Below are 18,774 nucleotides of genomic sequence, written 5' to 3'. Positions count from 1 at the left end.
CCTGGAGAACCCGGGGCGGCCCACTCCGGAGGGGAGACTGTGAGCCGCATCGGCGAGTCACTGCGCACGCGACGGCGATTACTCATCGCCGTCACCGCGGCGGCTCTCGGAATCATCTGCGGCTACGACCTGTCCAACATCGCCGGTGCCTTGCTGTTCATCACAAACGATTTCAGCCTGACCGTTCGCAAGCAGGAACTGCTCACCACGATGGTGGTGATCGGCGAGATCTGCGGCGCCCTGAGTGGCGGGTTTCTGGCCAACGCCATCGGTCGCAAGAAGTCGATGATGCTGGTGGCGGGCGGCTACGCCGTCTTCTCGCTGCTCGGCGCGGCCGCGGTGTCCATGCCGTGGCTGATGACGGCGCGGATGCTGCTGGGCATGACGATCGGACTGTCCGCGACTGTGACGCCGGTGTACATCGCCGAGTCGGCGCCGGCCCGGCTGCGGGGTTCGCTGTTGGTCACCTACCAGGTGGCGACCATTCTCGGGATCATCGGCGGGTACCTGTCGGCTTTCGCGCTTGCGGATTCGGGCAGCTGGCGATGGATGCTCGGGCTGGCGGCGGTGCCGGCGCTGCTCGTACTCCCGCTGCTGGCGACGATGCCGGACACCGCGCGCTGGTATCTATTCAAGAACCGGGTCGACGATGCCCGCACCGCGCTGCTGCGGGTCGAGCCGAATCGGGATGTCGAAACGGAGCTGGCCGAGATCGCCGACGCGATGCGCGAGGAGCGCGGCGGCTCGCTGCTCGAGATGCTGCGCCTGCCCTACCTGCGCGCCACCGCCTTCGTCGTCGGCCTCGGCTTCTTCGCGGAGCTCAGTGGCATCAACGGGATCATCTATTACAGCCCTTTGTTGTTCCAGGCCATGGGATTCGAAGGCAACTTCTCCCTGCTCGTGCTGCCGGCGCTCATTCAGCTGGCCTCGCTGGGTGCGGTGTTGACCTCCCTGGTGCTGGTCGACCGCGTGGGGCGTCGACCCATCCTGTTGTCCGGCATCTCCGCGATGATTCTCGGCGATTTGGTGCTGGTCGGCGTGTTCGCCGCGAGGTCGGAAGCGACCTCCGGGCTCGGCTATGCCGGCCTGTTGCTGTTCACCATGGGCTTCACCTTCGGCTTCGGCGCGCTGGTCTGGGTCTACGCCGGCGAGAGCTTCCCGGCGCACCTGCGATCGCTGGGGTCGAGCGCGATGCTCACCGCGAACCTGACAGCGAACGCCTTGATCGAAGCCGTCTTCTTGACGATGCTGAATTCACTCGGCGGCGCCGGGATGTTCATGGTGTTCGCCGGCCTCGCGACCGTCGGGCTCTTCCTGGTCTATCGGTTCGCCCCCGAAACCAAGGGCCGACAGCTCGAGGACATCCGCCGCTTCTGGGAGAACAACGGCCACTGGCCCGACGAAACCGCGGACGCGGCAACGGATGTGCCGGCATGCCGCTGATCGCGGCCGGCACCGTCGTACTCGAACAAGGCATCTGCCACCCGGGCTGGGTGCAGACCATGGACGCCGCCATCACCGGATGCGGCGCGGGTGCACCGCCGCGAACCCCGGACGTCGATCTGCCCGACGGGCTCGTGGTCCCGGGCTTCGTCGACATCCACGTGCATGGCGGCGGCGGCGCGTCCTACCTCACCGGCGACGCCGCGGAGGTGTTGCGGGCGGCCGACTTTCATCGTCGGCATGGCACCACCACGACATTGGCCAGCCTGGTCACCGCGTCGCCCGCGGACCTGCTGGCCGCGGTGCGCGGACTCGCCGACGCCACCCGCGACGGCGTCATCGCCGGCATTCATCTCGAGGGGCCCTGGCTGAGCGCGGCGCACTGCGGGGCACACGATCGCGCGCAGATGCGGGACGCCACCGCGACCGAGATCGACGCCCTGCTGACCGCCGCGGACGGCGCGATCCGGATGGTCACGCTCGCGCCCGAACGTCCCGGCAGCGACGACGCGATCCGCCGACTGATCGACGCCGGAGTGGTTGTGGCGCTGGGACATACGGACGGCACGTACGACCTGACCCGGCACGCCATCGGCCTGGGCGCCACCCTCGCCACCCACCTGTTCAACGCGATGCGGACGCTGCATCACCGCGAACCCGGGCCCGCGCTGGCGCTGCTGGAAGATCAGGGAGTGACCGTCGAACTGATCGCCGACGGCGTGCACGTCCATCCGGCAATGGTGCAGGCGGCGATCGCGACGGCCGGCGCCGACCGGGTCGCGCTGGTCACCGACGCCACCGCCGCGGCGGGCCTGCCCGACGGCGAATTCGCGCTCGGGTCGGTACCGGTCGACGTGGTCGACGGGGTGGCCCGGGTCCGCGGCACGTCGACCATCGCGGGTAGCACCGCGACCATGGATCGACTGTTCGCCACCACCGCCGGGTTCGGACCCGATCGCGATGCCGCGCTGTTGGCGGCCGTAACGATGTCGTCGACGACGCCCGCGCGGGCCGTCGGTCTCGACACCGGCCTACGCGTCGGCGGTAGGGCGAATCTGGTTGTGCTAGAACACGATATGACGGTACACCGCGTGCTGGCCCACGGCGACTGGGTCGGCGAGACATGAGAAGGAGCGTGCGATGGCCTGGCTGATCCTGGTGGCCTCCGGTGTGCTCGAAGCGGTGTGGGCGACGGCACTGGACCGCTCCGACGGGTTCACCCGGCTGGTCCCCTCGCTGATTTTCGCTGCGTCCCTGGTGTTCTCGATGGCCGGGTTGGCCTTCGCCATGCGCAGCCTGCCCACCGGTACCAGCTACGCGGTCTGGGTCGGCATCGGTGCGGCGCTCACCGTCGGCTACGCGATGGCGACCGGCGCGGAGCCGTCGTCGCCGGTGAAGGTGCTGCTGATCATCGGCGTCATCGGCTGCATTGCGGGCCTGAAACTGGTGGGCTAGCTAGCCGTCCTTGCCGCGCCGGGTGAGCCGCGAAAGACCAAGCGCGCCAATGGCGCCCACCACCGCAGCAGTGGTGATTTGCCGCGCCTTGAGTGCGTCGACGGGTGGCAGCCTCGGCACCGTCACCGAGATCTCCGGCGAAGCCCGGGGCGGATCTTCGCGATCCGCGAGCGGATGACCGTCGGCCGTCGCCGCCCAGGCCGTCGCGTACAGCAACAGCCGCGCGGTGACGTACGCGAACACCATCAACCCCAGCACCGGGCCGAAGGTCGCGCCGGCCGGACTGCGCAGCACGGATTTCAGATAGATCGTGGCGACCAACTTGAACAGCTCGAATCCGACCGCGGCGAGCAACGCCGCCCGGACGGAACTGCGAAAGTCGACCGGATACCGCGGCAGCCGCGCGATCATCCAGCCGAACACCAACCAGGACAACAGGAATGACACCAGCAGCGAGGCCCCACGCAGCAGCGCGTCCAGGACCGGCAGGTCGTGGACCCCCACCGTGCGCAGCAGTCGGGCCATCGGCGCCGCCCCGGCCAAGGCGCTGAGCGCCAGCGTCGCGAAGATCGCCACGAACGACGACACCATGGCGCCCAGGTCGGAGAACTTGGTGCGAACGTAACCGTGCGACCCGTTGCTCTGCCGCCACAGTTCGGTCAGCGCCACCCGCAGATTGCTCATCCAGCTCAGCCCGACCCAAACCGCGACGGTCAGGCCGATCACCCCGACCGAGGTGCGGGCCTCGATCGCCGAGTTCATCAGGTCGAGCATCTGCTGCCCCAGCACGCCGGGCACCGCGTGCCGGACCTTCTTGTCGATCGCATCCAGCACCTCAGGATGCTGAAACAGCAGGAAGCCGGCGACGCTGAAACCGACCATCAGCAAAGGGAACAACGCGAAGATGGTGTAGTACGTCAGCCCGGCCGCGAAGAAGTTGCCCTGGCATTCGTCGAACCAGTCATTGGCCCGAATGGCGTGGTCCAGCCAGGCATACCGCGTCCGGAGTCGCTGCAGAACGCTTGCTTTGGCCGGTTCGCTCATGCCCCACTCGCTACGGACGTCTTGGTAGAAAGCCTAACCGGTCGTATACCCGGTCCACGGTCTTGCTAGCCACGTCCTCGGCGCGGGCGGCGCCGGTGGCGAGCACGCCCTCCAGTTCGGCTGGATCGGTGAGCAATTCGTCCACCCGCGTCTTGATCGGGGTGACGAACTCGACGACGGCCTCCGCGGTGTCTTTCTTCAGGTCGCCGTAGCCGCGGCCGGCATAGCCGTCGACCAGCTTCCCGATGTCGGCGCCGGTGACCGCGGCCTGGATGCTCAGCAGGTTCGAGACGCCGGCCTTGGCCTCCGGGTCGTAGCGGATCTCGCGTTCGCTGTCGGTCACCGCGGAGCGAATCTTCTTGGCGGACTTGGCCGGATCGTCCAACAGGCTGATCAGTCCGGCGTCGGTGGCCGCCGACTTGCTCATCTTCGACGTCGGGTCCTGCAGGTCGTAGATCTTCGCTGTCGCCTTGGGGATCAACACCTCCGGCACCACGAACGTGTCCGGGTAGCGGCTGTTGAAGCGCTGCGCCACATCGCGGGCCAACTCCAAGTGCTGCCGCTGGTCTTCCCCGACCGGCACCAACTCGGCGTCGTAGGCCAGCACGTCGGCGGCTTGCAACACCGGATAGGTGAACAGGCCGACCGTGGTCGCGTCGCTGCCCTGCTTGGTCGACTTGTCCTTGAACTGCGTCATCCGGGAAGCCTGACCGAATCCGGTGAAGCAGCCCAGCACCCAGGCCAGTTGCGTGTGCGCGGCGACGTGGCTCTGCACGAAGATCGTGCTGCGCGCGGGGTCGACCCCGAGCGCCAGGTACTGAGCGGCGGTGACCAGGGTGCGACGTCGCAGCGTCGCGGGATCCTGCGGGATCGTGATCGCGTGCAGGTCGACGACGCAGAAGAACGCGTCGTGGTCGTCCTGCAGCTGCGCCCACTGGGTAACGGCGCCCAGCGCGTTTCCGAGGTGGAGCGAGTCGGAGGTGGGCTGCACACCGGAGAAAACCCGGCTGGCCCCAGAGGCGCTACTCATGATGGTCCAATCTTTCCACGCCCACTTGAACCCTCCTTGCAGTACCGGCGGTATCGCCCCTACTGTCGCTGCATGACCAACCGCGCGCCCATCCACGTCGGCTCTGGCGAACCGGTCCTGCTGCTGCATCCGTTCCTGATCTCCCAGCTGGTCTGGAACGACGTCGCGCAGCAACTCGCCGACACCGGCTCCTACGAGGTGTTCGCCCCGACCATGGCGGGCCACAACGGTGGTCCCAGGTCCGGCACCTGGTTCCTCAGCTCGTCGGTGCTGGCCGATCACGTCGAACGTCAGCTCGACCAATTGGGTTGGGAGACGGCCCATATCGTCGGCAATTCGCTCGGCGGCTGGGTTGCGTTCGAACTCGAGCGGCGCGGGCGGGCCCGCACCGTCACCGGCATCGCCCCCGCCGGCGGCTGGACCCGCTGGACGCCGGCCAAGTTCGAGGTGATCGCGAAGTTCGTCTCGGGCATGCCGTTCTGGGCGTTCGCCCGGCTGCTGGGAACGAAGGCGCTGCGCCTGCCCGGCACCCGCTCGCTGGCCACCCTGCCGATCAGCGGGACCCCCGACGGCGTCACCGACGAACAGCTGGCTGCCATCGTCGACGACGTGGCGCACTGCCCGGCCTACTTCCAGCTACTGGTCAAGTCGCTGTGGAACCCCGGCCTGCTCGAGCTGGCCCGCACCGACGTGCCCGCGCACCTGGTGCTCTGCCAGAAGGACCGGGTCTTCCCGGGGCCGCGCTCACATCGCTACTTCCAGGCCCAGTTGCCACCCGGCACCCGCATCACCGAGCTCGACGGCGTCGGGCACATCCCCATGTTCGAGGACCCGGACCGGGTGACCAAGGTGATCAACGACTTCCTGAGCGAGCACATCCAGCGCCCGCGGGCGGTCGACAGCCCGCCCGCCAGCTAGGCGCCGGCAGGTACGACGTGCGGTCGCGCGGCCGGAGCCGTCCACCTGGCCAGCGCGTCCAGCCACCGCGAGCAGTCGGCCGAGTCACCGGCCCACGCGATGTAGCCGTCGGGCCGCACCAGCACCGCGGGTCCGGCGTCGGCCCGCTCCGCCTGGTGCAGATCGGTCACACCGATTGCGGCCCGGCCACATTCGCGGATCAATACGAACCCCGGTTCGCGCTGGATATGCGTCAACCGATCGCCGATCAACGGGATTTGCGTCGCGCGAGTGCCGACCAAGGCGTTCTCGTCGGCCCGGTGCCCGTAGCGCAGCGTGGTGCCGGCGAAGCTGCCGGCGAACGCGTCGCGCACCTTGGATACCCCAAGCAGTCTGGGCACCAACATGTTTCGGATGGCTCGCGCAATTCGCGGATGTAGCGTGACGCCGCGCGCCATCATCCCGGACTGCAGCAGCACCCGCTTGCCGATCGGATGCCGCTCGGTCTGATAGCTGTCCAGCACGGCGTCGTCGGCTCCGGCCAAAACGGCGTCGATCTTCCAGGCCAGGTTGGCGGCGTCCTGAATTCCAGTATTCATCCCCTGACCGCCCATCGGCGAGTGCACGTGTGCCGCGTCGCCGGCCAGAAACACCCTGCCGTGCCGGTACTGCACGACTTGCCGTTCGTCGCAATGGAATCGGGAGGTCCAACTGACGTCGAGCAGTCCGAGGTCGGCCTTCATCGCGCGGGCAAGTATCCGCGCGATCTCGTCGCGCTGCACAGGCTCGCCGTCCGGGACCTGATGATTGCGGTCCCACACCATCGCCCGGTACCAACGACCATCCCCCTCGTGACGGTCGTAGGGCGCCAGGAACCCCAACTCGTTGCGGGTGCTCCCCACTGTCAGCCCGCCGGTCGGGCCGTGGGCCAGCTTCACGTCGGCCAGCACCACGGACCTCAGTACCGTCTTGCCTGGGAAGTCGACACCGAGCAATTTGCGGACCGTGCTGTGCGCCCCGTCGGCGCCGATCAAATACTCTGCTCGCCAACGGTTCTGGTCGCTGGTGGTCACCCACACCCCGTCGGCGTCCTGCTCGACACCGACGACCTCGGTGCCGCGGCGGATGTCGACGCCCTGCGCGACGGCGTAGTCCGCGATCGCCTGGTCGACGTTGGTCTGCGGGGTGATCATCGCGAACCGATAGGGCGAATCGAGGTGAGTCAGGTCGAGCCGGGCACCGCCGAAAAGCGTTACCCCCGAAGCCTTGTACGAGCGGGCCAGCAGATCGTCGGCGAGGCCGCGAGCGTCCAGCACCTCCAGCGTGCGGGCCTGGGTGGCGAACGCGCGGCTGGACGGGTTGACCGATGGCCAGCGCTCCAGCACCACGACCGACCGTCCGGATCGCGCGAGATCACCGGCCGCGGTCAGGCCCGTCGGGCCCGCACCCACCACCACGACGTCGAATTCGAAGGCCGTCATCACGCCACCGCCTCGGGGTTGGGGTACCAGCGCCGGATGTCGTCGGGAGTGGATACCGCCGCGCGGTTGAACACGAACCGGCAGCCGGGCTGGGTCTCATGGGCGGCGTTGACGATCGCCTCGAACAGCAACGTGTTGCCCGGCACCAACCGCACCCCAGCGCCGATCAGCACGGCGTCATAGCGCTTGGCCGCCAACGACTTCCGCGCCTTGTCGACGCCGGCCGCACCGAAATCGATGAGGCAGTTGTCGACGTCGTAGCCGGCGGCGCGCAGGCCGGCGAGGTTCTCGTCGTTGGCGGTTCGGAGTTTCTCCTTCGACAGGCCCGGAAACTGCGCGAAGTCGGCCGAGGAGTAATCGATGACGTCCGGGTCGAGTCCGATCTGGATGGCGGTGACGGTCATGAGCGTGACCTCTCGTCGGAGTGGTTCAACAACTGTTGAACTCGAAGCTAGGCCGATTCGCCTCCGATGTCAACAGTTGTTGAATACACTGCGGCGCATGCCTTCGAAAGCGCGCGACGGCCGCGACGGCCCGGCCACCCGGGCCGCGATTCTGGACATCGCCCGAACCCAGTTCGGCATGCACGGATTCGAGCGCACCACAATCCGTTCGGTCGCGTCCGCGGCCGAGGTCGACCCGGCGCTGGTCATGCACTACTTCGGCAGCAAATCAGGGCTGTTCGCGGCGGCGTCGCAGTTCGTCATCACATTCCCGGACCTGGCCGGGGTCCCGCCCGATCAGCTTGCCGACGTGCTGCTGCCGGTGTTCGTCGACGCCTGGGGCCCGCAGGGCCCGCTGCTCCCACTGCTGCGCGCCGCAGCGACCAACCGGGCCGCCGCGGACGCGCTGCTGACCGTGTTCGTCAGCCAGGTGGCGCCCGCGCTGGCGGCTGTCACCCCCGACCGCGCAGCCGAGCGGGCCTCGCTGGTCGGCTCGCAACTGCTCGGCGTCGCAGTGGCCCGCTACATCCTCGGCGTCCCACCGCTGGTCTCGATGTCCGATGCCCAGCTCGTCGAGTGGCTGCGCCCCGTGCTCGCCCGCTACCTGACCGAGCCGGCGCCCTGACGCTGCTCGACGATCGCCAGCGCCCGCTCGGCCCACCGGACGTTCTCTTCCTCGTAGGAGATGCCCCGCAGCAGCGTCAGATATGGGCCGACCCGCGGCGCGTCGGCGAGGAACTCGTCCTCGCTGCGGCCATCCAGAATCCGCGACCGAAGCCGTTCGTACCGTTCGACTTTCGCCACGGCCCGGTCGCGGCGCTCGGCGATCAGGTCGCGCACGGCGGCCGCATCGCCAACATCGAAGGCCGACACCTTGATCAGTAGTTCGTCGCGGATCGCCGACGGCTTGGGCGATCGCGCGGTGAACTCGCGGATCGCCTCGTAGCCGGCCTCGGTCAGCGAGAACATCCGCTTGTTGGGCCGACGCTCCTGCTCGACGACGCGGGCCTGGATCAAGCCCTGCTCGGCGAGGCGCTCGAGTTCCTTGTACAGCTGCTGCGGCGTGGCCATCCAGAAGTTCGCCACCGACGCGTCGAAGTCCTTGGCCAAGTCATAGCCGGACGACTCCCCCGCCAGCAGGGCGGCCAGCACGGCGTCACGCAGCGACATTTGTCGATCGTATCTCAGTGATAGTAAAAAAGTTGATTAATCACCTATGGACATATCGAGGTCTACGTTCTACTGTCGAGCAGACCCAACTCCACACATTCGAGGTATCCGATGCATCCGTTCCGCAAAGCGGTCGAAGATCGCGACGAAGACGCCATCCAGGCCCTGCTCGCCGACGACGTCGTGTTCACCAGCCCGGTCGCGTTCAAGCCCTACGAGGGCAAGCCGATCACGGCGGCGATCCTGCGCGGTGTGCTGCGGGTGTTCGAAAACTTCAGTTACGTACGCGAATTCGACGACAGCGCGCACGGCCTGCATGCCCTCGAATTCGAGACCGGCATCGTCGGCGCCCCCGGCGTCACGATCAACGGCTGCGACTTCATCCACGTCAATGCGGACGGCCTGATCGACGACTTTAAGGTGATGGTGCGACCGCTTTCCGGAGCGACGGCCTTGTCCGAAGCGATGGGCGCACAATTTCCGAGAATTCAGCAAGAAGCCGTCGAACTGGCCGGCCAGTTCGCTCAGGCTTAAGCGTTAGGGAGCAGCCAGACATGCGAATCGGACTAGGGATCAACTACGCGGGCGGCTTCAAAGAGGTCGCCGCCGAGGTGGCCGACCTCGAGCGCGCCGGCCTCGACATTGTCTTTGTCCCCGAGGCGTATTCGTTCGACGCGGTGAGCGCGCTCGGCTACCTGGCCGCCAGCACCGAGCGGGTTGAACTGGCGTCGGGCATCCTGCAGCTCTACACCCGCACGCCCACCCTGACCGCGATGACCGCCGCCGGTCTGGACTACGTCTCCGACGGTCGATACACCCTGGGCCTCGGCGCGTCCGGCCCGCAGGTGATCGAGGGTTTCCACGGCGTCCGCTACGACGCACCGATCGCCCGCACCCGCGAGGTCATCGAGATCTGCCGCCAGGTCTGGCGGCGCGAGAAGCTGCAGTATCAGGGTGAGCACTACGAGATCCCGCTTCCGGCCGAGCAGGGCACCGGCCTGGGCAAGTCGCTGAAGCTGATCAACAAGCCTGTCCGCGAACGCATTCCGATCCTGATCGCCGCGCTCGGACCCAAGAACGTCGAGCTGGCGGCCGAGCTCGCCGAGGGCTGGCAGCCCATCTTCTTCCTCCCCGAGAAGGCCAACGACGTCTGGGGTAAGGCGCTCGACGCCGGCAAGGCCAAGCGCGACGCCGCCCTGGGCGACCTCGAGGTGTTCGCCGGCCCGACGCTCGCCATCGGCGACAACGTCGAGCCGCTGCGCGAGATCGTCAAGCCGCACCTGGCGCTCTACATCGGCGGCATGGGCGCCAAGGGCAAGAACTTCTACCACACGCTGGCCACCCGCTACGGCTACGGAGCGCAGGCCGACCGCATCCAGGAGCTGTATCTGGACGGCGACAAGGAAGCCGCCGCCAAGGCGGTGCCCGACGAGTTGGTGCGCGACGTGTCGCTGATCGGCACGCCCGGATTCGTCAAGGAGCGCATCGCCGCGTTCCGCGAGGCCGGCGTCACCACACTGAACGTGGTGCCCGTCGCCGAGACCGCCCACGAGCGGGTCAAGCTGATCGAGACCCTCCGCGGTTTGGTCGACTGAGTCAGTCGCGGACGTCCGCCAGGGCGGCGTTCAGCGTCTTGCTCGGCCGCATCACCGCGGTGGTCTTCTCGTCGTCGGGCCGGTAGTAGCCGCCGATGTCGACGGACTCTCCCTGTACCTCGTTGAGTTCCGCGATGATGGTGTCTTCGTTCTTGGCCAGTTCCTCGGCCAGCGGGGCGAAGTGCTTGCGCAGTTCCTCGTCGTCGTGCTGGTCGGCCAGTTCCTGCGCCCAGTACCGCGCCAGGTAGTACTGGCTGCCGCGGTTGTCCAGCTCGCCGGTCTTGCGCGACGGACTCTTGTTGTTGTCCAACAACTTTCCGATCGCATCGTCGAGCGTCTTGCCCAGGATCTTGGCCCGCTCGTTGCCGGTCTTGATCCCGATGTCCTCGAAACACGCACCGAGGGCCAGGAATTCGCCGAGCGAGTCCCACCGCAGGTGGTTCTCCTCGACGAGTTGGTGTACGTGCTTGGGCGCCGATCCACCCGCGCCGGTCTCGTACATCCCGCCGCCGGCCATCAACGGCACGATCGACAGCATCTTGGCGCTGGTGCCCAGCTCCAGGATCGGGAACAGGTCGGTCAGGTAGTCACGCAAGATGTTCCCGGTCGCCGCGATGGTGTCCTGTCCGCGCATGGCGCGTTCGATGCTGTGCCGCATCGCCCGCTCCTGCGACATCGTCTGGATGTCAAGGCCTTCGGTGTCGTAGTCGGCCAGATACTTGTTGACCTTCTTGCGCAGTTCGTTCTCGTGCGGACGTTCCTGGTCCAGCCAGAACACCACCGGCATCCCGGAGTTCTTCGCCCGGTTGACGGCCAGCTTGACCCAGTCGCGGATCGGGTCGTCCTTGACGATCGGCATCCGCCAGATGTCACCGGCTTCGACGTTCTGGGTGAGCAGCACCTCGCCGGTCTCGATGTCGACGATGTCGGCGACACCGGCCTCAGGGATCTCGAAAGTCTTGTCGTGCGAGCCGTATTCCTCGGCCTGCTGCGCCATCAGGCCGACGTTGGGCACGGTGCCCATGGTGGTCGGATCAAACTGCCCGTGAGTCTTGCAGAAGTTGATGATCTCCTGGTAAATCCGCGAGAACGTGGACTCCGGGTTGACCGCCTTGGTGTCCTTCTGGCGGCCGTCGGCGCCGTACATCTTGCCGCCGGCGCGGATCATCGCCGGCATCGAGGCGTCCACGATCACGTCGCTGGGCGAGTGAAAGTTGCTGATGCCCTTGGCCGAATCGACCATCGCGAGCTCCGGCCGGTGCTCGTGGCAGGCGTGCAGGTCGCGGATGATCTCGTCGTGCAGTGACGCCGGCAGCGACTCGATCCTGTTGTAGAGATCGACCAGGCCGTTGTTGACGTTGACGCCGAGTTCCTCGAACAGGTCGTGGTGCTTCTCGAAGGCTTCCTTGTAGAAGATCTTCACCGCGTGCCCGAACACGATCGGGTGCGACACCCGCATCATGGTGGCCTTGACGTGCAGCGAGAACATCACGCCCGTCTTGTAGGCGTCGTCCATCTCGGCTTCGTAGAACTCGCAGAGCGCCTTCTTGCTCATGAACATGCTGTCGATGACGTCGCCGTCGAGCAGCGACACCTTCGGCTTGAGCACCAAGGTCTCGCCGCTGTCGGTCTTGAGCTCCATCTTCACGTCGCGCGCGTGATCCAGAGTCATCGACTTCTCGCCGTGGTAGAAGTCGCCGTGCCGCATCGTCGCCACGTGGGTGCGCGAGGCCTGCGACCAGTCCCCCATGCTGTGCGGATGCTTGCGGGCGTACTCCTTGACCGCCTTGGGCGCGCGACGGTCCGAGTTACCTTGCCGGAGAACGGGGTTCACCGCGCTACCGGTGCACTTGGTGTACCGGTCGCGAATTTCCTTGTCCTCGTCGGTCTTCGGGCTCTGCGGGTAGTCGGGGATCTTGAATCCCTTGCCCTGCAGCTCCTTGACCGCCTCGACCAACTGCGGCACCGATGCGCTGATGTTCGGCAGCTTGATGATGTTGGTGTCGGGTTCCTTGGTCAGCCGGCCCAGCTCGGCCAGGTTGTCGGGCACCTTCTGCTCGTCGGTCAGGTAGTCCGAGAACTCGGCAAGGATGCGGGCGGCCACCGAGATGTCGCTGGTCTTGACCGTGATTCCGGCGGGTTCCGCGAACGCGCGCACGATCGGCAGGAAGGCGTAGGTCGCCAGTAGGGGCGCCTCGTCGGTCAGCGTGTAGATGATGGTCGGCTGGTCGGCGCTCACGGTGTTTCTCCCGGTGTCGGTCAGATCCTGACGGGGTTCGCGGTGAATCTGGCTGTCACGTTATCAAGGGTGTTTCCGCTGTTGTCGACCTCGATCGGGGGTCGAGGTGACGGCTGGCACCGGATCGCCTTGATAAGCTAAGCTTCTTTTCGGTCATGAGTGCCAGCGTTTAGCCCCGGCTTGCTGGCCGGCAACCCTCCAACCGCGGTGGGGTGCTCCGGGTGAGGACCAGGTTTCGTAGCCGAGCAGCGGCTACGCGGCAAGCGCGGGTCCGCCGTGATGGGCCCCTGAGTCAGACAGGGAACGCTTCACATGAGCATCGATGACAGCTCCAGCGAGAATTGGTCGTTCGAGACCAAACAGATCCACGTGGGCCAGCAGCCGTGCGCCGCGACCGGCGCCCGCGCCCTGCCGATCTTCCAGACCACGTCCTACGTCTTCAACGACACTTCGCACGCCGCCGCCCTGTTCGGCCTCGAGGAGCCCGGCAACATCTACACCCGGATCGGCAACCCGACCACCGACGTCGTCGAGCAACGCATCGCCGCGCTGGAAGGCGGAGTGGCCGCGCTGTTCCTGTCCTCGGGTCAAGCCGCCGAGACGTTCGCAATCCTGAACCTGGCCGCGGCCGGGGACCACATCGTGTCAAGCCCGCGGCTCTACGGCGGCACTTACAACCTCTTCCACTACTCGTTGGCCAAGCTCGGCATCGAGGTCAGCTTCGTCGACGACCCAGACGATCTGGACTCGTGGCGGGCCGCGGTCCGACCCAACACCAAGGCCTTCTTCGCCGAGACGATCTCCAACCCGAAGATCGACATCCTGGACATCCCGGGCGTCTCGGCGGTGGCCCATGCCAACGGTGTCCCGTTGATCGTCGACAACACCGTCGCCACCCCTTACCTGATCCAGCCGATCAGCCACGGCGCCGACATCGTCGTGCACTCGGCCACCAAATACCTCGGTGGGCACGGTTCCGCGATCGCCGGCGTGCTGGTCGACGGCGGCACTTTCGACTGGACGAACGGCCACTTCCCCGGCTTCACCACCCCTGACCCGAGCTACCACGGGGTGGTCTACGCCGAGCTCGGGCCGCCCGCGTTCGCGCTCAAGGCGCGGGTGCAACTGCTGCGCGACCTGGGGTCGGCGGCGTCGCCGTTCAACGCGTTCCTGGTGGCCCAAGGTCTGGAGACACTGAGCCTGCGCATCGAGCGGCACGTCGCCAACGCGCAGCGGGTGGCGGAGTACCTGGACCGCCACGACGGCGTGCTGTCGGTCAATTACGCCGGGTTGGTGAGTTCGCCGTGGTTCGCGCGTGGAAAGCAGCTGGCGCCCAAGGGAACCGGGGCCGTGCTGTCGTTCGAGCTGGCCGGTGGCGTCGAGGCGGGCAAGGCGTTCGTCAACGCGCTGAAGCTGCACAGCCACGTCGCCAACATCGGTGACGTACGGTCACTGGTGATCCACCCGGCGTCGACGACGCACGCGCAGCTCAGCCCCACGGAGCAACTCTCGGCCGGCGTCAGCCCCGGGTTGGTGCGGCTGGCGGTCGGTATCGAGGGCATCGACGACATCGTGGCCGACCTCGAACTCGGTTTCGCCGCCGCCCGCAAGCACTTCGGAGCCGGCGATCCGCATGCCGCGGCGGCGTTCTGAGGGGCCCGCAGGTGACAATCTCTGACATGCCCACGCAGACTCTGCCCGCCGAAGGCGAGGTCGGCATCGTCGACGTGGGATCGCTGACGCTGGAGAACGGCACGGTGCTCGACGACGTCAGCATCGCCGTCCAGCGCTGGGGCGAACTGTCGCCGACCCGCGACAACGTCGTCGTCGTACTGCACGCGCTGACCGGCGACTCGCACATCACCGGCCCCGCCGGGCCCGGGCACCCCACGCCGGGCTGGTGGGACGGCATCGCCGGACCGGGCGCCCCGATCGACACCAACCGCTGGTGCGCGGTGTCCACCAACGTGTTGGGCGGCTGCCGCGGCTCAACCGGGCCGGGCTCGACCGGACCCGACGGAAAACCCTGGGGCTCAAGGTTTCCGCTGGTGTCGATCCGCGACCAGGTCGAGGCCGACGTGACGGCACTGGCCGCCCTGGGCATCACCGAGGTGGCCGCGGTGCTCGGCGGGTCGATGGGCGGTGCGCGGGCGCTGGAGTGGATGGTCTCCCATCCCGACCGGGTCGGCGCGGGTTTGCTGCTGGCGGTGGGCGCGCGAGCCACCGCCGACCAGATCGGCACCCAGTGCACCCAGACCGCGGCGATCAAGGCCGACCCGAACTGGCAGGGCGGTGACTATCACGGCACCGGCCGTGCGCCGGACGCCGGCCTGGAAATCGCGAGGCGTTTCGCGCACCTGACCTATCGCGGCGAGGAGGAGCTGGACACCCGGTTCTCGAACGAGGCACAGGCTGACGAGGACCCGGCGGCCGGAGGGCGCTACGCCGTGCAGAGCTACCTGCAGCATCAGGGCGCCAAGCTGGTGTCGCGCTTCGACGCCGGCAGCTACGTGGTGCTCACCGATTCGCTGTCGAGCCACGACGTCGGTCGGGGTCGCGGCGGCGTCGAAGCCGCGTTGCGTGGTTGCCCGGTGCCGGCGGTCGTCGGTGGGATTACCTCCGACCGGCTCTATCCCCTGCGGCTACAGGAAAAGCTCGCCTCGCTGCTGCCCGGCTGCGACGGGCTACGGGTGGTCGACTCGATCTACGGGCACGACGGGTTCCTGGTCGAGACGGATTCGGTTGGGGCGCTGGTGCAAGAGACCCTTGATCTGGCCGCGGCGAAGGGTGCGTGTTCGCGGTGACTCAGTCTTCACAGGCCCGCTCATTGTCGTTCGGCTCTGAAGCGGCCGCGTACGAGCGTGGGCGCCCGTCGTATCCGCCGGACGCGATCGACTGGTTGCTGCCGTCGGGCGCGCGCGACGTGCTGGACCTCGGCGCCGGGACCGGAAAGCTGACCAGCCGGCTCGTCGAGCGGGGGCTGGACGTGGTGGCCGTCGATCCGATCGCCGAGATGCTGGAGACGCTGCGCGTATCGCTGCCCGGCACGCCGGCGCTGTTGGGTACCGCCGAAGATATTCCGTTGGCGGACAACAGTGTTGACGCGGTGCTGGTGGCGCAGGCCTGGCACTGGTTCAACCCGGCCCGCGCGATTCCCGAGCTGGCGCGGGTGCTGCGGCCCGGCGGGCGGCTGGGCCTGGTGTGGAACACGCGCGACGAGCGGTCCGGCTGGGTGCGCGAACTCGGCCGCATCATCGGCCGCGACGGCGATCCGATGCGCGATCACGTGACGCTGCCGGAGCCGTTCACCGATGTGCAGCGCCATCAGGTCGAGTGGACGAATTACCTGACGCCGCAGGCGTTGATCGATTTGGTCGCCTCGCGCAGCTACTGCATCACCTCACCGACCCAGGTGCGGACCAAGGTGCTGGGTGAGGTGCGTGAACTGCTCGCGACGCATCCGGCCCTGGCCAACGCGGGCGGGCTTGCGTTGCCGTATGTGACGGTGTGCGTACGCGCGACGCTGTCGTAGCTATTCTTCGAGGCGTGAAACTCGTTGCGTTCTTGTGTGCCCTCGCGGTGGGCGCCGCACCGCTCGCCCATGCCGACGACGGTGACGCCGCCTACCTCTCGGGGGTTCAATCGGTCGGCGTGCCAGCCGGCCTTCCCGCGACGAACGCCGCGTACGGCCGGCAGTTGTGCGATCGACTGCCTGCGGTCGCTTTTGATCCACTGGTCGCCGCGGTGAACCAGGAGAACGCGGGACTGAACATGCATCAGTCCGCTCTGGTCATTGGCGCGGCAGTCGCGAACTTCTGCCTCGAGAGATCAAACCTGCTTCCCCAGACGCTGCCGTACTAAGGCCCCTCGTCGTCGTCGCTGTCTCGGAGGAGTTTTTCGGGGTGGTGGTAGGTGTTGGTGCGGGGTTGGCCGTGGTCGAGGTGGGCTGGTGGGATCCATTCGGTTTCATACCGGTGGTTTTTGCGGGTGGTCCAGCCTTTTTCGGTCATGTCGTGGTTGGGGTGGCAGGTCAGGGTGAGGTGGTTGACGTCGGTGACGGGGTTGTTTCGGTAGGGGTCGTCGTGGTGGACCTCGCACCGGTCGGCGGGCGTAGGGCAGCCGGGGAAGGTGCAGCCGCGATCCCTGGCGTGGAGGACGAGGCGTTGTGCCGGGGTGGCCAGGCGCTTCGTGTGATACAGCGCCAACGCTTTGCCGTTGTGGAAGATCGCCAGGTAGTGATGCGCGTGGGAGGCCAGCCGGATCACATCCGACATGGGAAGCAGGGTGCCGCCGGCGGTCAATCCGCGGCCGGCGCCGGCTTCCAGGTCTTGCAACGTCGTGGTGACGATGATCGAGGTGGGCAGGCCGTTGTGCTGACCGAGATCGCCGGAGGCCAGCAGCGCGCGGCCGGCGGCGACGAGCGCGTCGTGGGTGCGCTGCGCCAGGCTGCGGGTGTCGCCCTGTATCTGCGCCTCCGAGGGCGTTCCGCTCACGCAGGGCTCGAGGTCGTCGGGGTTGCACATGCCGGGGGCAGCCAATTTCGCGAACATCGCATCCCACGTCGCCCGCGCCTCCGGCGTCAGGTAGCCGGTGATCGGTGACATCCCGTCGATGTCCTGCTTGCCGACCACCACCCCGCGCCGTTTGGCGCGGTCGATGTCGGTGAAGTCGCCGTCGGGATTGATGCAGTCCATCAACTTCTGCGCCAACCGCGACAGTTCGTCGGGGCGGTGCTCCCCGGCACGCCGGGCCAGGTCGGCTTCAGCGCGGGCCCGGGTGTCGACGTCGACGAAGTCGGGGATGCGGTGCCAGAACGACCGGATCACCGCGACGTGCCCGGCGCCGATCTTCCCGTCGCGCTGGGCCTGAGCGGTCGCGGCCAGCACCGGGGCCATCGCCTCCCCAGTCAACGCGGTCCGCTCGCCGAGTTCGGCGGCCTCGTGCATCCGCCGCGACGCCTCAGCCCGGGTGATCCGCAATCGGTCGGCCAACACGGCGGGCAGTTTGCCGCCCAACACTTCAGGCTCCACCCGGGCCAGTTCGTTGACGAGTGCGTGCTCGACGGCCGGAATCTGGCGGCGGAACACCTCGAAGGTCTCCAGGACGTTGAGCCGCTCGGGTGTGGTCAGCGCATCGAAGGTCAGGTCCACGACGCTCTTCCAAGCAGCCCGCAGCGCGTCGAGACGCTCGACCACCTCAATCTGACTACTCGAACGCATGTTCGAATTATAACGACGCCCACCGACAACCGCACCCCACCGCAGCCACCCTGTGGATAACCAAATGTGCGCGAACCTTGACCGCGTCGCGCTCTGAATGTGACTGCGGTAGAGCACAGTTCGTGACTATGCCGATGCTCAGCAATCAACCCTTGGCCGTCCGGGCACTGCTGGGCGTCGCATGCCTGATCACCGTCGCCACCGCACTCTCGATACCGGGCGGCGCAGACCCCAGCGACGACAACTTCATCGACGCACTCAGCCACGCCGGCATCGAGTACGGCGAACCGGGCAATGCGATGGCGGTGGGCCAGTCGATCTGCCCGATGCTGGAGCAGCCCGGCGGCAGCTTCGCCGTGGCCGCGTCGGGTGTCGCGCGGCGCGGCGTGTCGCCTCAGGTGGCGCGTGCGTTTACCACCATCGCAATTCAGACATACTGCCCAGAAAGACTGGGCGGCAACGGCGTAACCGGGGTACCGGGCGTCTAGCGCGTCCCCAGCGGGTCGATCGTCCACGCGATGTAGACCATCGCCGTCGCGACCGTCGCCAGCATGGCGAAGTCAATTCCCTTGCTGCGCACCACCAGCAGCCCGGCGCGTTGGTCGTTCAGAGCCAGCCGCAGCACCGCCGCCACGCCGACGCCAATGCCGATCAGCAGCGCGCCACGGCGCCAGAAGTTGGCCGCCACCAAGCTGAATGCCACCACATAGATGAGCACCACCCCGACGATCGGCCATTGCGGCCGAAGCCTTCGCATG

At 67.3% G+C, this 18,774-nt stretch carries 19 protein-coding genes, 1 pseudogene and 1 riboswitch; of the genes and pseudogenes, 12 read left to right on the top strand and 8 right to left on the bottom strand.

Going from position 1 to position 18,774, the window contains the following annotated elements:
* Positions 1-39 precede the first annotated feature (39 nt).
* The 3 genes from PT015_RS23425 to PT015_RS23415 are packed head-to-tail and all read left to right on the top strand — an operon-like array spanning position 40 to position 2,898.
* Positions 40-1,443, top strand: coding sequence for a sugar porter family MFS transporter (locus PT015_RS23425; protein ID WP_285187621.1), 1,404 nt, complete (start codon positions 40-42; stop codon positions 1,441-1,443).
* Positions 1,434-2,570, top strand: a complete 1,137-nt coding sequence (nagA, locus tag PT015_RS23420) for an N-acetylglucosamine-6-phosphate deacetylase (protein WP_285187620.1) — start codon at positions 1,434-1,436, stop codon at positions 2,568-2,570. The genes PT015_RS23425 and nagA overlap by 10 nt, the downstream gene beginning before the upstream one ends.
* 13 nt (positions 2,571-2,583) lie before the next feature.
* The gene (locus tag PT015_RS23415; protein ID WP_285187619.1) at positions 2,584-2,898 is read left to right on the top strand and encodes a DMT family transporter; all 315 of its coding nucleotides are present in this window, start codon (positions 2,584-2,586) and stop codon (positions 2,896-2,898) included.
* Here the strand turns inward: PT015_RS23415 and yhjD are convergent, their stop codons facing one another.
* Both yhjD and trpS read right to left on the bottom strand, forming a co-directional pair.
* On the bottom strand, positions 2,899-3,942 hold the full coding sequence (gene yhjD, locus PT015_RS23410; protein WP_285187617.1) for an inner membrane protein YhjD: 1,044 nt from the start codon (positions 3,940-3,942) through the stop codon (positions 2,899-2,901).
* Between the two features lie 10 nt (positions 3,943-3,952).
* A complete protein-coding gene (trpS, locus tag PT015_RS23405) occupies positions 3,953-4,972 on the bottom strand; it encodes a tryptophan--tRNA ligase (protein WP_285187615.1) in 1,020 nt (339 codons plus the stop codon).
* Positions 4,973-5,044: 72 nt separating this feature from the next.
* On the opposite strand from trpS, the gene PT015_RS23400 reads away from it, so the two are divergent.
* Positions 5,045-5,890: an alpha/beta fold hydrolase gene (locus PT015_RS23400; protein WP_285187613.1), complete on the top strand. Its 846-nt coding sequence runs from the start codon at positions 5,045-5,047 to the stop codon at positions 5,888-5,890.
* Here the strand turns inward: PT015_RS23400 and PT015_RS23395 are convergent.
* Positions 5,887-7,350 (bottom strand): FAD-dependent oxidoreductase, encoded by a 1,464-nt coding sequence (locus tag PT015_RS23395; protein WP_285187611.1) that lies wholly within the window; start codon positions 7,348-7,350, stop codon positions 5,887-5,889. The genes PT015_RS23400 and PT015_RS23395 overlap by 4 nt on opposite strands.
* Positions 7,350-7,754, bottom strand: a complete 405-nt coding sequence (locus PT015_RS23390) for a hypothetical protein (RefSeq protein ID WP_285187610.1) — start codon at positions 7,752-7,754, stop codon at positions 7,350-7,352. The genes PT015_RS23395 and PT015_RS23390 overlap by 1 nt, the downstream gene beginning before the upstream one ends.
* A gap of 97 nt (positions 7,755-7,851) precedes the next feature.
* Here PT015_RS23390 and PT015_RS23385 point away from each other — a divergent pair, with 97 nt between their 5' ends.
* Positions 7,852-8,418, top strand: a complete 567-nt coding sequence (locus PT015_RS23385) for a TetR/AcrR family transcriptional regulator (protein WP_285187608.1) — start codon at positions 7,852-7,854, stop codon at positions 8,416-8,418.
* Here the strand turns inward: PT015_RS23385 and PT015_RS23380 are convergent.
* On the bottom strand, positions 8,394-8,963 hold the full coding sequence (locus PT015_RS23380) for a PadR family transcriptional regulator (RefSeq protein ID WP_285187606.1): 570 nt from the start codon (positions 8,961-8,963) through the stop codon (positions 8,394-8,396). The genes PT015_RS23385 and PT015_RS23380 overlap by 25 nt on opposite strands.
* 111 nt (positions 8,964-9,074) lie before the next feature.
* Between PT015_RS23380 and PT015_RS23375 the strand changes: the two genes are divergently transcribed.
* Together PT015_RS23375 and PT015_RS23370 are read left to right on the top strand one after the other, a co-directional pair.
* Positions 9,075-9,497 carry a nuclear transport factor 2 family protein gene (locus tag PT015_RS23375; RefSeq protein WP_285187605.1) on the top strand — a complete coding sequence of 141 codons (423 nt, stop codon included), beginning with the start codon at positions 9,075-9,077 and terminating at the stop codon, positions 9,495-9,497.
* A 20-nt stretch (positions 9,498-9,517) separates the two neighbouring features.
* The gene (locus PT015_RS23370; protein ID WP_285187604.1) at positions 9,518-10,558 is read left to right on the top strand and encodes an LLM class F420-dependent oxidoreductase; all 1,041 of its coding nucleotides are present in this window, start codon (positions 9,518-9,520) and stop codon (positions 10,556-10,558) included.
* Between the two features lies 1 nt (position 10,559).
* Here PT015_RS23370 and PT015_RS23365 read toward each other — a convergent pair whose 3' ends face one another.
* A complete protein-coding gene (locus tag PT015_RS23365) occupies positions 10,560-12,797 on the bottom strand; it encodes an NADP-dependent isocitrate dehydrogenase (RefSeq protein ID WP_285187603.1) in 2,238 nt (745 codons plus the stop codon).
* A gap of 151 nt (positions 12,798-12,948) precedes the next feature.
* Positions 12,949-13,069, top strand: a riboswitch (SAM riboswitch).
* Between the two features lie 40 nt (positions 13,070-13,109).
* Between PT015_RS23365 and PT015_RS23360 the strand changes: the two genes are divergently transcribed.
* The 4 genes from PT015_RS23360 to PT015_RS23345 are packed head-to-tail and all read left to right on the top strand — an operon-like array spanning position 13,110 to position 16,658.
* The gene (locus PT015_RS23360; protein ID WP_285187601.1) at positions 13,110-14,450 is read left to right on the top strand and encodes a bifunctional o-acetylhomoserine/o-acetylserine sulfhydrylase; all 1,341 of its coding nucleotides are present in this window, start codon (positions 13,110-13,112) and stop codon (positions 14,448-14,450) included.
* An 11-nt stretch (positions 14,451-14,461) separates the two neighbouring features.
* Complete coding sequence (gene metX, locus PT015_RS23355; protein WP_285187600.1) at positions 14,462-15,601, top strand: homoserine O-acetyltransferase MetX; 1,140 nt, start codon at positions 14,462-14,464, stop codon at positions 15,599-15,601.
* Positions 15,598-16,329 carry a class I SAM-dependent methyltransferase gene (locus PT015_RS23350; RefSeq protein WP_285187599.1) on the top strand — a complete coding sequence of 244 codons (732 nt, stop codon included), beginning with the start codon at positions 15,598-15,600 and terminating at the stop codon, positions 16,327-16,329. The genes metX and PT015_RS23350 overlap by 4 nt, the downstream gene beginning before the upstream one ends.
* A gap of 14 nt (positions 16,330-16,343) precedes the next feature.
* Positions 16,344-16,658, top strand: a complete 315-nt coding sequence (locus PT015_RS23345) for a DUF732 domain-containing protein (protein WP_285187598.1) — start codon at positions 16,344-16,346, stop codon at positions 16,656-16,658.
* Here the strand turns inward: PT015_RS23345 and PT015_RS23340 are convergent.
* Positions 16,655-18,016 (bottom strand): HNH endonuclease signature motif containing protein, encoded by a 1,362-nt coding sequence (locus PT015_RS23340; protein WP_285187597.1) that lies wholly within the window; start codon positions 18,014-18,016, stop codon positions 16,655-16,657. The two genes, PT015_RS23345 and PT015_RS23340, sit on opposite strands and share 4 nt — an antisense overlap.
* 128 nt (positions 18,017-18,144) lie before the next feature.
* Between PT015_RS23340 and PT015_RS23335 the strand changes: the two are divergent.
* Positions 18,145-18,498, top strand: a pseudogene (locus PT015_RS23335) (DUF732 domain-containing protein); the annotation flags it as partial.
* Between the two features lie 2 nt (positions 18,499-18,500).
* Here PT015_RS23335 and PT015_RS23330 read toward each other — a convergent pair.
* Positions 18,501-18,773 (bottom strand): DUF3017 domain-containing protein, encoded by a 273-nt coding sequence (locus PT015_RS23330; protein ID WP_285187596.1) that lies wholly within the window; start codon positions 18,771-18,773, stop codon positions 18,501-18,503.
* Between the last annotated feature and the right edge of the window lies 1 nt (position 18,774).

It is taken from the genome of Candidatus Mycobacterium wuenschmannii (assembly GCF_030252325.1).
GTDB classification, from domain to species: Bacteria; Actinomycetota; Actinomycetes; order Mycobacteriales; family Mycobacteriaceae; genus Mycobacterium; species Mycobacterium wuenschmannii.
This window is presented reverse-complemented; position numbering and strand designations above follow the sequence as displayed.